Source organism: Limobrevibacterium gyesilva (assembly GCF_025989185.1).
Classification (GTDB): domain Bacteria; phylum Pseudomonadota; class Alphaproteobacteria; order Acetobacterales; family Acetobacteraceae; genus Limobrevibacterium; species Limobrevibacterium gyesilva.
In genome coordinates this window covers 152,233-167,718 of the sequence record NZ_JAPDNT010000007.1, presented here as the reverse complement: position 1 = coordinate 167,718, position 15,486 = coordinate 152,233, and the positions used below count along the sequence as shown (strand labels likewise).

Below are 15,486 nucleotides of genomic sequence, written 5' to 3'. Positions count from 1 at the left end.
CATGGCTGACCGTTCCGGACCCGACGAAGCAGCGGCCCTGACCGATCTGCTGGCGATGGCGCCGGCCGGGGACCGGGCCAGGCTCGCCGGCATCGGCGCGGCGCGGCCGTTGCTGGCGGGACGCGGGACGCAGCTCGCCCGCGAGGCGTTCCGCGCGCAGGCCCGTTTCGGCGCCGACGACCCACGTGCCCAGGCCCTTGCGCTGCTGTCCGCGCGCCAGGCCCTGCGTGTCGCCCGCGTGGAGAGCGAGTTCGCCCGCGCCCAGGTGCCGACGCCGGCGCCGAGCGCCGATGCAACGGTGCTATGGGGCCGCGTATCCCAGGACGGCCAGCCGAAATCCGGCCTGACCGTGAGTGCGCGTGGCCCGAAAGGCGAGGTGCGCGGCTTCGGCTGCACCGACGCGGTCGGCGCCTTCAGCATGGCCGTTCCCGGCACCGGGCCGGTCACGCTGCGGGTCAACGGCCCCGATGGCGCGGTGCTGTATGCCGGCACCGAGCAGATTCCGGCCGCGCCCGGCCGTGTGTTCTATCGCGACATCCAGCTCGGCGCCGCCCCGCCCGACATCTGCCGGCCGCCGGCCGATGATGCCGGCGGCGGGCAGGCGGACACGGTGAAGGTTCCCGACCTGGTCGGGCGCGCCGAAGCCGAGGCGGTGCGCCTGCTCGCCGCGGTGGGGTTGCAGCCAGGGGCGCGCACGGAGGTGGACGCCCCGGAGCAGGCCGGGCAGGTCATCCGCCATGCGCCCGAGGCAAATACCGCCGTGCCGAAAGGCAGCGCCGTGGACCTCGTGGTCGGCATCCACACGGATGTTGGCGTGCCCGCGCTGGTCGGCCTGCGGTTGCCCGATGCGCGCGCGATGCTGGAGAAGACCGGGCTGACCGTGAGCGGCATCGAGCTCGTGGTCGATGACCGGCGCCAGGGGTTCGTGCTGAAGCAGGATCCCGATGCGGGAACCCGCGTGCCGCCGACGCAGGGGGTGGCGCTGGCCGTGGGGGTGCCGGAGAAGGCCGCCCCGCCTTTGCTGGTGCTCGATCTCGTCGCACTGGACCCGCGTTTCGCGCCGGTGCGGCTGAGTGGCGAGGAATTGTTCGCGCGGGCGAACACGCTGGGCCTGCGCGACCGGAGCGCGCTGGCCGACATCGCCGCCGCTGCCGACGACAAGGTGCGCGACGCCTTCGGCCTGCCCGCCTTGCGTGACGCGCAGGCGCTGAAACGCGTGCTCCGCGACGTGCTGGCGCGGACGGAGTAGCGGCGCGTGGCGCTGGCCCTCGCCCGCGGCAAGGCGCGGCCGGCCCCGGCAAAACGCGCGCCGAAGCGGGCCGCGCGACCGCCGGTGCAGGCCAAGCTCGAGGTGGGCCCGGCGCGCGACCGGTTCGAGCAGGAGGCCGATCGCGTCGCCGACCGCGCCATGCGCATGCCCGATGGGGCGGCCGCGCCGGCTCCGGCGATCGCCCCGCTCGCCATCCAGCGCGCGCTGCTGGAATACCCCGAGGAAACGGCATCCGAGAAACGCCGCCATCCCCCGGTGCCCCTGCCCGGACGCCATCGCCCTGCCCCCGGCCCCGAACAGCGCGAGGAGGAGGCGCGAAAGACCGAAGGCATGTTGCCGCTGCAGCGTGCGGTCGACACATGCAAGGCAACGGTGACGCCGGACGAGGACCCGCACAAGAACGGCGATTGCGGCGCGTCCCTGGTCGATCACGTTCAGAAGAAGGCGGCGGACGGTTCCGGGCCGGCGCCGACCGGCGTGCAGGCAACCGTGGAGCACGCGCGGGCCGGAGGCGGCGCACCGCTGTCGCCGGAAACGCGCGCCAACATGGAGAGCCGGCTCGGGCGCGATTTCGGCGGCGTACGGGTGCACACCGGAGCGCCCGCGGCAACGGCCGCGCGGGCGGTCGGCGCCAAGGCGTTCACCGTCGGCCGCGACGTGTTCTTCGGCGCCGGCCGCTACCGGCCCGACACGGGCGGGGGGCGGCAGCTGCTGGCGCATGAGCTGGTGCACACCATCCAGCAGGGCGGCGGCTCGGCGCGGGCGCAGCCGGCGCGGCTGCAACGCAAGACCGGTGCCGAGGCAAAGGCGGAGGTCAAGAAGCCCGCCCCCGAAGCCAAGGCGCCATCAGAGATCAAGAAGGACGAGGAGGTCGCCGACGATCCGAAGGTGTTCGATCCCGGCGCGCCCACGCTCGGCCGCATCGAGGCCAAGAAGATCGGCAAGAAGAAAGGCACGATGGAAGTGCCGACCTTGCAATTGCCCATGGTGGCCGGCGACCTGAAGGGCACTGCCAGGCATACCGCGAAAGATGTGCAAGGAAGCCCCGGCCCGGAGTTCGACCCGATCTACAAGACCAAGCCCTTTACGTTCAAAGGCCGTACCCCGCGTTCCACCAGCCATTACGCCTACGAGACCTGGGTGAATGGCATGATCGCGAAGGGCGCCGTGCCCAAGATCAAGGCGCTCATCCCCGAAGTCGCGGGGGCGAGGAAGAAGTCGGTGGTCACGGATGAGAATGGCAGCCGCGTCTTCTACCTGATCCTCGCCAGGCAAGACCCCGGCAAAGCGGATTTCATGCTGATCGGCACGCAGGAGGAACTGGCCGACAAGGCGCGCCTCGCGAACCGGGCGGACCCGAGCCACAAGCTCGTCGTGCCGTCCTGGGACAAGAGCGGCAAGACCGGCAAGGACACGTATTCCGACGCCGACCACATCCAGGACCTGCAGCTCGGCGGCGCCGACGCGTTCGAGAACATGTGGCTATGGCAACAGGATGCCAACCGCACGGCCGGGAGCCAGGTCAGCGGCCACATCAACAGCCAGTTGACCGCCCTGATCAAGGCCGCTTCGGGCAAGACCAAGGGATCAAAGGGGAACAAGGGGAGTTTCTGGAAGCCCGACCGGGCGGCGATGAAGGAACCGGACGCGGCCGAGGTGCGCGAAAGCTGGCAGATCGTCTTCCGCAAGGTCGAGGCGCTGGAAGGCAAGTTCTCCGAACTGCACTGGACGCGCAGCGAGATCGAGGACGGCGACCACCTGCAGCAGCTGCGCGTGCTGACGGACGACGAGCTGGCCGCCGAAGGCCTGCTCATGACGAAAAAATACAAGCAGGGAACCGGCCCCAGCGACGTGCACGTGTTCACCAGCCCGGCGGGCGGCGCGCGCCGGCGGCTCGCGCGCGTCAAGGGCGGCAAGGCGGGCGAGCTGCGCTACCGCCTCGCGGACCGCCCGAACGGCGAGATCTACAAGGGCTTCAGGCTCAACGAGAAGGACGGCATCGACTACACGATCCAGGACTCGATCAAGGAGGGCCGCGTGACCGGGACGCTGACCGGGAAGGCCTTCGACAAGGTGGATGCGGTGACGTTCGGCCCCGCGCTCTCGTTCGACATCAAGCAGTCGCGCAATCTCGGCTTCGGCGGCTACGTCGACAAGAAGCAGATCCAGGAACGGTTGAGCGAACTGGCCGAAAAGCGCGCCGCGGCCATCAAGGGCAGCAGCCCGTTCGAGGTTGTGGAGGCCGGCATCAGCGCCGATGGTGAGCTGTACGCCGACGCCCGGGTGACCGCCACCAAGGCGCTGTTCCCGGGCTTCGACTTCCCCGCGAGCATTCGCGGCGACAGCCTGTTCGTCGATGTTCCCCTGCCCGCGCAGCGGCTGGATCTCGGCACTATCCATGTGCCGGAGGCGAGCCTGCGGCTCGGCGCCAATTCCGCCGGGGTGTTCGTCGAGGGCTCGGCCATTCTGGTGATCGACGGGCTTGGCAGCGGGCGGCTGACCGCGACAATCGGCAAGCAGGGGCCGCACGTATTGGGCAGCTTCGACTTCGATCTCGCGTTCCTGAAAGATACGCGTGCCAGCTTCGATTACGACTACGCGACCGATGCGTTCACGCTGAAGCTGGAACAGGATATCCGGGCGGGCGCCCTGCCTGGCGTTGCCTCGGGTCATGTCTCGGTGAGCATTTCGCGTGGCGCGCCCGGGGGGATGAAAGACGGCGAAGCGGCCGGCGGCGGGACCGATACGGCCGCTCCGGCCGCGGCAGGCGGGCTCGGGGTCGGCGTTTCCGGCGAGTTGAAGCTTGCGGGCGCACTCGCCGGCGCCGTGGTGCAGGTGTCGTGGAATCCCGAGCAGGGCGTGGTCATCGCCGCCGACAACATCAAACTGCCGGTGGACAAGATCCCGGGCGTGCAGAACGCCACCGTTTCGGTGCATGCGCGGCGCGACCCCGAAACCGGCGAATGGCATGTCAGCGGCGCCGGCGGCGCGGACTTCCAGATCGCCGCCGTGAAGGGCACGCTGGAAGTCGCCGTCGACGGCGCGGCCGTGACCATTCACGGCCACGGCGACTTCGAGAAAGGGCCGGCCAAGGGTGCGGTCGATATCGTCGCGACCAATATGGCCCGCGACGCCGACGGAACGCCGCGGCCGGATAAGCCCGCGGACAAGTTCACCGTCTCCGGCAAGGGTGCGGCCGAGGTCGTGTTCGGCAAGGTGCTGCGCGGCGCCGCGGGGCTGGAGGTGACGCCGGACGCACGGGTGATCGTGGCCGGCGAAGTGAGCCTGAAGCCGCATCTCGAGGTGTTCAGGAAATGGGGCGACACCAAGCGCCTGGCCCATGGGGCGACGCCTGACTTCCCGATCTGGGGCATATCGATCGCCGGCTTCGGCATCGGCGTGTTCGCGTTCTTCGACGCCAATCTCGACCTCGACGCCTTCCTTGGCCCGGGAATACTGGAGAATGCCCGGGCCGGCGTGAAATTCGACCTCGAACATCCCGAGGACGCGGTCATCGACGGATGCGGCGACTTCACTGTGCCCGCCGGCGCCGGACTCACGCTGGATATCGGCGGCGGCCTCAAGATCGAGGTCGGGCCGGCCGAGGGAAAGGGCCGTGTCGGCCTCGACGCGAGGTTGGGCCTGGAGGCGCATGGCGGCGCCCATGTCGGCATCCACTGGTCGCGCCAGGAGGGGTTGTCGGTGGCGGCAACCGTGTGCGGCGTGGCGCGCCCGCAGTTCGAGGTGAACGCCAATGCCAGCCTGACCGTCTCGGTCGACCTCTGGCTGACCTCGGTGTCCAAGACCTGGGGGCCGTGGAAGGAGCCGCTGGGCAAGTTCGGCCCGGAACTGGAAGTGGGCTTCACGGCGCCGGTGAAGTGGAGCGAGGCCAATGGCCTGGATTTCGACATCAACAAGATCGACATCCAACGCCCCGAGATCGACGTGGCGGACCTGATGAAGTCCGCCTTCCTGGCCCTGGTGTGATCATGCCCCGCGCTCGTCCTGGAAGCTGCGGCGGTCGAGGCCGTGCTTCTTGAGCAGGCGCCCGAAGGTCCGCCGCTCGGTGCCGGCCAGCCGGGCGGCGGCGGAGACGTTGCCGCCGACATCGCGCATGACCCGTTGCAGATAGCCGGCCTCGGCCGCCTGGAGCGCGGCTGCCTTCACCTGCCGCAGGCTTTCCGCCGCTGCCGCTGGGCCGCGCGTCGCGGGCGGCGCGATGATGTCGTGCTCGGCGAGCACCGCCTGCCGTTCGACGAAGCTTTGCAACTCGCGGACATTGCCCGGCCATGGCTGCGCTTCGATCCAGGCGAGCGTGTCCGGTGCGAAGCGCAGCCGGCGCGGGCCGGTTGCGTTGATCCGGTCGAGGAAATGGATCGCGAGGCGCATCGCATCGCCGGGCCGCTCGCGCAGCGGCGGCATCACCACCCGGCCGACATCGAGCCGGAAATACAGATCAGCACGGAAGCGGCGCGCGGCCGTGAGTTCCGCGAGCGAGGTGTTGGCTGCCGCCACGACCCGGGCATCGGCGTGGCGCAGGACATCGCCGCCGAGGCGGCGGTATTCCTTGCTTTGCAGGAAACGCAGGAGCACGGCCTGGGCATGCGGGCTGAGCGCGTCGATCTCGTCGAGAAACAGCGTGCCGCCATCGGCCTGTTCGACCAGCCCGCCGGCCGCCATGCGCGCATCGGTGAAGGCGCCGGCGCGATGGCCGAACAGTTCGTTCTCCAGCATGCCGTCAGGCAAGGCGGCGCAGTTCACCGGCACGAACGCCCCGGACCGGCGCGCGCTGAGATCGTGCAGCGCCCGCGCTGCCAGTTCCTTCCCGGTGCCGGTTTCGCCTTCGATGAGCACGGTAAGGTCGCAGGACGACAGCTTGCGCAGGGTGCGCAGCGCGTCGACGAACCAGGGCGCCTGCCCGACCAGGCCATCGCCCGCCGGCGCCGGGACGCGCGGCATCGCGGCGGCAAGGCGGCGCAGCCGCAGGTCGAGCTCATCGGACGAGAACGGCGCGAAGATCACCTCGTCGTAAGGCCCGAACAGGTCGCAGTCGACGCGCAAGCCCTGCGGCACCACGACCAGCACGCGAAGCTGGCGCCGGTCGAGAGCGTGCAGCCAACGGCGGATCGCACCGCCGTCGCCATCCGTCAGCAGGACGCCGATGCATTTGCGGGCCGTATCGGGCTCGCCCGCGGGCCGTTCGGCGGCAAGGTTGTAGCCGAGGCGCTGGATGGCACCGCGCAGATGCTGCTCGGTATTGGGACTTCCGCCGCCGAACAGGACGACCGGCGGTGCCGTGGCGTGCTGATGCGTGTCCGCCATGATGATGACCGCCCAGGCGGCCGATCCGTGCCGAAAGGCGCTGAACTGCCGCCGGGATCCGCTCCCTTCGTGTTTGCGTTGCGACGCTTCAGGTGGCGCGAGGTTGCGCAACCCTTTGACGAGGGTCAAGTTTCAGACCGCGACAGAGACACATTCGCCGCGCCTGCCCGGCAGCGGCAAGCGTCGTGATTGTTCCACGGCGCAACTGCGACTTCAACGAAGAGTCAGGGACTGCACCGGCATTCCCCTCGCGCAATCGTGACGCAGGCGGTCGGGTTTCATGGCGCACCGCCTCAGGTCCTGGTCGGTTCCGCGCACACGGCCCATCGCCGCGTGGATTTCCAGCACGCCATCCACGTGCACACCGCTGAAGCCGCTGGCGACGTGCGCGTCGTAACAGTAGACGGCGGCGTCACGCCTTTGTTTTTGACAACGCACCGACCGGACCTCTAGCGTTTGCAACGCTCCGATCGCATCACGTGCCTGCAGGCTTGGTGAAGGGGCCGATTGCAGGCCCCGCGGTCAACGGGAGGTCAACGGCCATGGCGCGAGGCGCGTGGGCTGTTACGGGGGCTGTGCTGCTGCTATCTCTGGCGCCGCTGTTCGGCTGCTACGACGCCGGGCCGAAATCGGGCCGGGTGCTGGACGAGGCAAAGGTCGCCGGCCGGGACGCGGCTTCGTTTCCCGCGGCCGACGAGGATTTCTTCCGCGATATGGACCGTGGCGTGGCGCTGGCCGCCGACGAGGTCAAGGGTCGCAACATGTGGCTGGTGTGGACCGGCGGCGACGACCGGTTCTGGGACGTGATGACCCGCGCGAGCTTCGGCGCCTTCGACCTGTTGAAGACGCTGTCCTCGCATCCTTCCCTGCATTATGGCCGCGACAATCGCTTCGCCTATCTCGGTGCGATCAACGAGCCCTGCTTCGAGAAGGCGACCGGCCCGGACCCGGATCGGTTCGGGCTGTGGCTGGACAAGCGCAAACCCGGATGCGCGCCGGACCCGTTCGAGAACGAACAGAAATATCCGGGCGTGAAGATCGGCGCGCGCGGCCGGAACATCCCGGTCGGCTCCTATTACGGCATGGCGAGCGGCGTGGTCGGGCTGCGGCTGTTCCCGAACCCGGATTTCGACGAGGCGGCCGCGAAGAAGTGGGACCCGAAGCGGTATTACGACGATCCCGGCTATTATCTTTCGAAGGAGCTGGTGCGGCCCTATCGCGTGGGGATGAGTTGCGGATTCTGCCATGTCGGGCCGAGCCCGGTGCATCCGCCTGCCGATCCGGAGAACCCGGCCTGGGCCGATCTCAGTTCCACCGTCGGCGCGCAGTATCTGTGGATCGACCGGATCTTCGTGTGGAACAACGATCCGGCGAACTACATGTTCCAACTTGTGCACACCTGGCGGCCGGGGACGCTGGACACGTCGCTGGTTTCCAGCGACTACATCAACAACCCACGCACGATGAATGCCGTCTACAGCCTGGGCGCGCGGCTGGCGATCGCGCAGCGCTGGGGGCAGGAGAAGCTGAGCGTCGCCAATCTGCACAACAAGCAGTTCAACGATTTCGTGAGTTCGGGTCCGCTCACGCAGTTCTTCGCGCCGCCCGACACGGCGCTGACGCCGCGGGTGCTGAAGGACGGTTCCGATTCGGTGGGCGCGCTGGGTGCGCTGAACCGGGTGTACCTGAATATCGGGCTGTTCAGCGAGGAGTGGCTGCTGCACTTCAACGCCCTGGTCGGCGGCATCCCGATCACGCCGATCGAGATTGCGGTCGCGCAGAAGAATTCCAGCTACTGGAACGCGACCGAGATGCAGACGCCGGCCACAGCGCTGTTCCTGCTCAAGGCCGGCCAGCCCGACAAGCTGAAGGATGCGCCGGGGGGCGAGCAATACCTCACGACGGATCAGGCGGTGCTGGATCGCGGCAAGACGGTCTTTGCCGAGACCTGCGCGCGTTGCCACTCCAGCAAGCAGCCGGCGCCGGCGGAGGGGCTGGATCCCGCGGGATGCGCCGGTCCGGGCTATCTGCAGTGCTGGAACCGCTATTGGGAGTGGACGAAGACCGAGGACTACAAGGCGAAGATGCGCGCCATCGTGCGCGCGCCGGATTTCCTCGACGGCAATTTCCTCTCCACCGAGGCGCGCGTTCCCGTGACGCTGCTGCAAACCAACGCCTGCAGCCCGTTGGCGACGAATGCGCTGGCCGGCAACATCTGGGACAATTTCTCCTCGGACTCCTACAAGCAGTTGCCGTCGGTGGGCATGATCACCGTGCATGACCCGTTCACCGGCGCATCCCGCCAGTACAGCATGCCCGCAGGCGGGCGCGGCTATACCAGGCCGCCGTCGCTGATCAGCGTGTGGTCCACGGCGCCATTCCTGCTGAACAACACGCTGGGCACGTTCGATCCGAGCCCGGCGGTGGATGCGCGGATGCGGTCGTTCCAATCGGGGATCGAGCAGCTGTTATGGCCAGAGAAGCGTGCGAAAGACCCGGTGCTGGGCGACAAGGTGCCGGGCACCATTGATCGCACCACCGCGCGAAGCTGGCTGTCGGTGCCGGCAGGCTATCTGCCAGAGATGGCGTTGCCGCTGCGCAGTACGCTGAACCGGTGGCTGCCCTGGCTGTTCACCGCGGGGGGCGATATCCGCATCGGACCGATCCCGCCGGGCACGCCGGTGAGCCTGCTGTCCAACCTGATGCTATTGCCGGAGAGCGGCGATGCTGCAGAGCGCGTGGGCCATGTCGCGAAGGTTCTGGACGTGCTGCTGAAGGTCAGGCGCGCCCTGGAAGTGCTGCCGGAGAACGCAAGCGATGACGACGCGCGCAAGGTGTTCGCGGATCTCGCGGAGCCGCTGCTGTCACTGAGCAAGTGTCCGGACTTCCTGGTCAATCGGGGCCATTATTTCGGCACCGGCTACCAGCAGGCCGAGCCGCCTCTCAGTGATGACGACAAGCGGGCGCTGATCGAATTCATCAAGACGTTCTGATACGGCCCGCATGCCCGCGCACGGCGCTCCCGATTGCGACTACGTCATCGTGGGATCCGGCGCCGGCGGCGGCACCCTTGCGGCGCGGCTGGCGGAAGCGGGGATGCGCGTGGTGCTGCTGGAAGCCGGCGGCGATCCGCGTGCCATTCCGGCTGGCGACGCGCGGCTGCCCGATGACTACGACGTGCCCGCTTTCCATCCCTTTGCATCGGAGAACCCGGCGATGCGGTGGGACTTCTTCGTGCGGCACTATGCCTGCGCCGCACAGCAGCGCCGCGATCCGAAATACATCGAGCCCCGTGGCGGCGTGCTGTATCCGCGGGCGGCCGCGCTGGGTGGCTGCACCGCCCACAACGCGATGATCCTGGTTCGCCCGCCCGCCAGCGACTGGGATGCGATTGCCGATGCGACCGGTGACCCATCGTGGCGCGGCGCGCGCATGCAGCGCTACTTCCGACGGCTGGAGGATTGCCGCCACCGGCCGGTCTGGCGGTTGCTGTCGTGGCTGGGGATCGATCCGACACGGCATGGCTGGGGCGGTTGGCTGCAGACCGAGAAGGCCATGCCCTTGTCTGTCTTGCGCGACCGCAAGCTGATGCGCGTGCTGGCGGAGTCGGCATTGGAGGTGCTTGAGGACGGCCGGGGCATGGTGCGGCGGCTGCGCTGGCTGGTGCGCGGCAAGGCCGATCCGAACGACTGGCGCCTCGTGCGTGAAAACGCCGATGGCATCTGCTACACGCCGCTGTCCACGCGCGGCCACCAGCGCATGGGTGCGCGTGAGCGGGTGCTGGACGTCGCAGCGCGTCATCCCGACCGGCTGCGCGTGGTGCTCGGCGCGCTTGCAACACGCGTGCTGCTGGACGACGGCAATCGGGCCATCGGCGTGGAATATCTCAGCGGCGCACGGCTCTACCGGGCGCATGCCGAACCGGACGACTTGCCTGGCGAGCTGTGCCGGATTCATGCCGGGCGCGAGGTGATCCTTGCCGGCGGCGCGTTCAACACGCCGCAGATCTTGATGCTGTCGGGCATCGGCGCTGCCGGCGCCTTGGAGCGGCATGGCATTGCCGTGCGCGTCGACCTGCCGGGAGTCGGGCGCAACCTGCAGGATCGCTACGAGATCGGCGTGGTCAACCGCATGGCCTTCGAATGGCGCGTGCTGCGCGGGGCACGGTTCGAGCGCGGCGATCCGGGATATCGCGCCTGGGCCAATCGCCGCCGGGGCATGTACACCTCGAACGGTGCGGCGCTGGCGGTCATTCACCGGTCCAGACCGGCAGCTTCCCAGCCCGACCTGCTTCTCATGGCCCTGCTCGGGTTGTTCAAGGGCTATTTCCCGACCTATTCGCGGCTGATCGCCGAGCACCACGACTACCTGTCGTGGTGCGTCCTGAAGGCGCACACCGCCAACCGGGCCGGCACGGTTACGTTGCATTCGGCCGATCCGCGCGACACGCCGCAGATCGATTTCCACTATTTCGAGGAGGGCGACGACCCGCAGGCGCGCGACCTGAAGGCGGTGGTGGCCGGCATCCGCGCCGTGCGGCGCATGACGCAGCGGATGAAAGACGACGGGCTGATCGCCGCGGAGGAATTGCCCGGCGCGCATCTGCAGTCCGACGCCGAGCTGGAAGGCTTCGTGCGCGACAATGCGTGGGGCCATCACGCATCCTGCAGCTGCGCGATCGGGCCGCGCGAGGCCGGCGGCGTGCTGGGCAGCGATTTCAGGGTGCACGGCACGCACGGCCTGCGGGTCGTGGACGCTTCGGTGTTTCCACGCATCCCTGGCTTCTTCATTGCCTGCGCCGTCTACATGATCGCCGAGAAAGCAGCCGACGTGATCGTGGCCGATGCCCGGACCAGCGGGGGAACGTGACATGCTGTTGCAGGCGTTGCACCGGGCGCTGATCGGGTTGCTGCACGTGGAACGGCGGGTGGACCCGTTCTTCCGCCCGCTGTTCGACCGCCTGTTGCAGGAACCGCTGGCGAGCCTGGCGCAGGCGCTGATCCTGCGCCGCCAGACAATGCGCGGCGCCGGACTCGCCGAGGAAACCATGCTGCCCGACGAGGAAGCCTGCGTTGCTTCCATCGTCGCGGACATGGCCGGGTATATGCGCGCGAACCACGCGCCGGGGCATTTCGAGCGCGCGGGCAACACCAAGACCCATGGCGTCGTCCGCGGCGCCTTCACCGTGTTCCCCGACCTTCCCCTGGCGTTCCGGCACGGCCTGTTCGCGACACCGCGTGCCTATCCGGCCTGGGTGCGCTTCGCCGGGCCCGGCCCGGACAGCCCGCCCGATATCGACGATGTCGGCGTGCTCAGCATCGGCATCAAGGTCATGGGGGTGCCGGGCGCGAAACTGCTGGACGACGAGCGCTTCACCCAGGACTTCACCGCCATCAGTACGCCGACCTTCACCACGCCGAACCTGCGCGAGAACGCCAAGCTGCAGGCGGCCATCCGGCGTGGGCTGCCGCTGTTCTATTTCGTCAACCTGCACGACAGCCATCTGCTCGATGCGATCATGCAGGGCCTGTGGGCGCGCACGCAGAGCAGCCCGCTGGAGACGCCTTACTGGGGCTGCGTGCCTTATGCCCTGGGCACGGGTCAGGCCATGCAATACGCGCTGCATCCGCGGCTCGCCACGCGCAGCCATGTGCCGCGCCTGCCGCTGCGCCCACCGGACAACTACCTGCGCGAAGCGATGGCGGCGACACTCGCGCGCGGGGAAGCGGCGTTCGACTTCGTGGTGCAGTTGCAGACGGACCCGGTGCGCATGCCCATCGAGAACGCCTCGGTACGCTGGCCGGCGCAGCTGTCGCCGCCGGTGCGCGTGGCCACGCTGACGCTGCCGCGGCAGGTGTTCGACAGCGCGGAGCAGCTCGCCTTCGCCAGCCGCCTGTCGATCAACCCCTGGCACTGCCTGCCGGAGCATCGCCCGCTGGGCAATCAGAACCGCGGACGGTTGCGCATCTACACGGAACTGTCGCGGTTGCGGCAGGAGATGAACGCCACGCCGCATGAAGAACCGACGGGCGAAGAGACCTTTGGGGCCTAGGGCCAGAAGCCCCGCTCTTCAGCCATGCACACCGGCAATCCAGCGCAACGCCCGCAGCCCCGGCAGGAAGAAATACGCGCCGCCGCGCACGGTGACGAATTGCGGCAGGCCGGCGATGCGGCGATTCAACCCGCTTGTTTGTGCCATGGTGAAAACGCCGGCGGGCGGGCCGCCCGGCAGGCCCTCGCGCGGGGCCGTCAGCGGGTCGCGTTCGCCGGTAAGGCCGTCGAAGGCGATGCCGGCGAGCCAGGCGCCCTGCACGAACTCGAACTGGCGGGAGATGTTGGCGTTCAGGCAGATGAAATGCAGCCCGGCCTCCGCCGCTGCCGGCGCACGCAACGCCGCCTCGGGCGACATCTGCACGCCGTAGTCGCGGCCGCGCCGGAGCATCCGGTGAAAGCGCGTTGAGGAAATCAAGTCGTCGCGCAGCGCCTGGTGGACCAGGCCGAGGTCTCGCAGCAGCCGCGACAGCGTGCCGCGCGTGCCCGGCGGCAGGTCGGCGTTGCGCGGGTTGGCGCGGCGGATATGGGCGCCGAGCGGGCAGACCAGGCCGTCCGCATCGGCGTCGAAGGTGAAGCTGTTCTGGCGGATATCGTCGGTATCCGGGCCCACCCCCGGGATCGGGCCGCCGGTCTGGGGCAGCAATGGCGCGCCGGATATTTGCCGCCCGACGATCGCTTCGGCGAGCCGCGTGCGCGCTTCGGCGTTGCCGCCCACCTCATTGTCGAGGAAACGCCAGAATCCGCCGACATCCTGCTGCAACTGGCGGAACACGAGATAGCAGCCGTTGCGGCCGAGATCGTGCCGTTCCGGGTGATCCTCGGCGGGGGGCAGCAGGGCCGCAGGGTCCAGTGCGGGGTCAAGCAGCGGCCGGTCCGTGTATTTGCCGTATTCGTTGGGATAGCCGAGCAGCATCTCGCCGGTCGCGACGAGGTTGCTGTAGGTCTCGTGGGCGGATTCCGCGGGATCGGGCTTCCCGGTCCAGTCGATCGTGGGCTGGCTGACGCCATCGAGGAAGCCGAAGGGCTCGTGCTGGTCGAGCGTTGCCGTCTGGAGCAATTCCAGCACTGTGAAGGCGCTGTCCCAGGGCGGCGCCATCACCGTGCGCATCCAGTCCTGCAGCCGCTCCGGCGTGGCGTAGAGCAACAGCAGCAGATGCGGCATGTGGGTGGCAGTGCCCCAGCGCCATCGATCCGGCGCGTTGGCGCCGATGTCGCCGAGACGGCGGGAGCGGCTTTCGTCGCCGGCCATGCCGGAGAGAAATTCGGCAGAGAAGCCACCGAGTGCCTGTTCCGGCAGGCGCAGCGCGCGCAACCCCTCGCAGGTCAGCGCGATGTTCAGCGTCCCTTCCTGCGGCGTGTCGAGATGGGCCATGCTGGTGACTGGCGCCGCTTCAAGCCAGGCGCGCGCCGCCACCGTATCGGCGATGCGCAGAAGCAGGAAGCGTGCCGCCGTCAGTTGCCCGTAGCCGGAGCGGACCAGGCCCTGGATGTCGGCGGCATCGGTCGCGGGCGTTGGCATGGGATTGCTCACACCATCTGCAGGAAGCGGCGGGTCTCGGCTTCGGTCATGGCCGACGCCTCGATCGCGGCGCGGATGGCGCTGTTGCGGGCGAGGTCGTAGGCGGTAAGGCCGGGATAGGCCTTGTACCAGACGGACGTCACCAGCTGGCGCCGGCGGATGTAGTATTTGAACTTCTGCTCGTCCTTGGCGCCGCCCAGGATCAGGAAATTGGTCTTCGGATAGCCGACGCCATTGCTGAACACGAGGTTCAGCCCCCAGGCGACCTTGTTGATGAAATCGTCCATGTAGCTGTCCAGGCTGCCGTCGTAGTTGCTGGCGAAGAACAGCCGCCGGCCGCCCTCCAGGAAGACCCAGCGGGCGAAATGGATGGACGGCACCCGCGCCAGGCGGCCGCGCGTGTAGATGTGGCGGGTGGTGGCGTTCACCACCCAGAGCAGGAATACCAGCGTCCAGTACCGGAACCGGCCCGGCTTGATGCTGCCATAGGCGCTGAACTGGTTGCTGACGTCGTGGTCCTCGATCGCGCCGAGGGCGGCGAGATGTGCCGCGGCCGGGCGCGGCGTGATCTCCGCGTCGCTGCGTTCGAGCTGGCGCAGGCGGATGAGGTAGAACGGCAGGCCCAGCAGCAGGAACGGCGCCAGCGCCAGCAGCGCCAGCGCGACCCCGGCGGCATGGAGGATGTTGCGCAATTGCCAGCCCGGCGGCGTGGACGTCGGCTGGGTCAGCGACAGCCGCCCGGCCTGCCTCTCCGCCGCAACGAAGGCGATCAGGCGGGCGCGGATCTCGCGCGGCGGCTGCTGCGGAAGCACGGCTGCATGTTCGCGCAGATAGGCCACCAAGGCGGCCCGCAGCGCTGCTTCCTCGCGCACCTGGCGCACCGTGCGGCCGACCCAGTTGACATAATAGGTGGCCGGCGGCGTGGCGTGGTCCTGCATCCATCGCAACAGGTTCGTGCCCGGCTGGAAATCCCGGCAATAGCCGAAGACCCGGCGCAGGCCGTCCGGCGTGCGTTCCGCGAGCTCATGCAGGAACGCGTCGCCATCGCCATCGCAGTCGCCGAGAAAGGCAAGGTATGGCGGCGGCGCCTCGGCGCCCGCCGCGAGGTCTTCCAGGATCACGATGCGGGCGAAATGCAGCCGTTCGAAGGCGCCGAAGGGGATCAACGCATTGGCGGGGTCGGCCTGCCCGGGCAGGCTGGTCATCGAGGTGAGCAGTTGCTCCAGCTCTGCCCGGCGCGTTGAGTCGAGCGTGGCGCACACCATGAAGGCCGATTGGGGGGTCATCCAGTGCGGCCCGCTGCCGGGCTGAGCGTCAGGTC

8 protein-coding genes are annotated in these 15,486 nt (G+C 68.8%); 5 read left to right on the top strand and 3 right to left on the bottom strand.

The window, feature by feature from the left end:
- The first annotated feature begins 1 nt into the window (after position 1).
- Positions 2 to 1,249 (top strand): PASTA domain-containing protein, encoded by a 1,248-nt coding sequence (locus tag OL599_RS12010; protein WP_264713990.1) that lies wholly within the window; start codon positions 2 to 4, stop codon positions 1,247 to 1,249.
- 6 nt (positions 1,250 to 1,255) lie between these two features.
- Positions 1,256 to 5,257 carry an eCIS core domain-containing protein gene (locus OL599_RS12005; protein ID WP_264713989.1) on the top strand — a complete coding sequence of 1,334 codons (4,002 nt, stop codon included), beginning with the start codon at positions 1,256 to 1,258 and terminating at the stop codon, positions 5,255 to 5,257.
- Here the strand turns inward: OL599_RS12005 and OL599_RS12000 are convergent, their stop codons facing one another.
- Positions 5,258 to 6,592 (bottom strand): sigma 54-interacting transcriptional regulator, encoded by a 1,335-nt coding sequence (locus tag OL599_RS12000; RefSeq protein ID WP_264713988.1) that lies wholly within the window; start codon positions 6,590 to 6,592, stop codon positions 5,258 to 5,260.
- 575 nt (positions 6,593 to 7,167) lie between these two features.
- Between OL599_RS12000 and OL599_RS11995 the strand changes: the two genes are divergently transcribed.
- The 3 genes from OL599_RS11995 to OL599_RS11985 are packed head-to-tail and all read left to right on the top strand — an operon-like array spanning position 7,168 to position 12,644.
- Positions 7,168 to 9,585 (top strand): hypothetical protein, encoded by a 2,418-nt coding sequence (locus OL599_RS11995; RefSeq protein WP_264713987.1) that lies wholly within the window; start codon positions 7,168 to 7,170, stop codon positions 9,583 to 9,585.
- A gap of 10 nt (positions 9,586 to 9,595) precedes the next feature.
- Positions 9,596 to 11,461: a GMC family oxidoreductase gene (locus OL599_RS11990; RefSeq protein ID WP_264713986.1), complete on the top strand. Its 1,866-nt coding sequence runs from the start codon at positions 9,596 to 9,598 to the stop codon at positions 11,459 to 11,461.
- A 1-nt stretch (position 11,462) separates the two neighbouring features.
- Positions 11,463 to 12,644, top strand: a complete 1,182-nt coding sequence (locus OL599_RS11985) for a catalase family protein (protein ID WP_264713985.1) — start codon at positions 11,463 to 11,465, stop codon at positions 12,642 to 12,644.
- Positions 12,645 to 12,662: 18 nt separating this feature from the next.
- Here OL599_RS11985 and OL599_RS11980 read toward each other — a convergent pair whose 3' ends face one another.
- Positions 12,663 to 14,165 (bottom strand): Dyp-type peroxidase, encoded by a 1,503-nt coding sequence (locus tag OL599_RS11980; RefSeq protein ID WP_264713984.1) that lies wholly within the window; start codon positions 14,163 to 14,165, stop codon positions 12,663 to 12,665.
- Between the two features lie 8 nt (positions 14,166 to 14,173).
- Positions 14,174 to 15,451: a hypothetical protein gene (locus OL599_RS11975; protein WP_264713983.1), complete on the bottom strand. Its 1,278-nt coding sequence runs from the start codon at positions 15,449 to 15,451 to the stop codon at positions 14,174 to 14,176.
- Between the last annotated feature and the right edge of the window lie 35 nt (positions 15,452 to 15,486).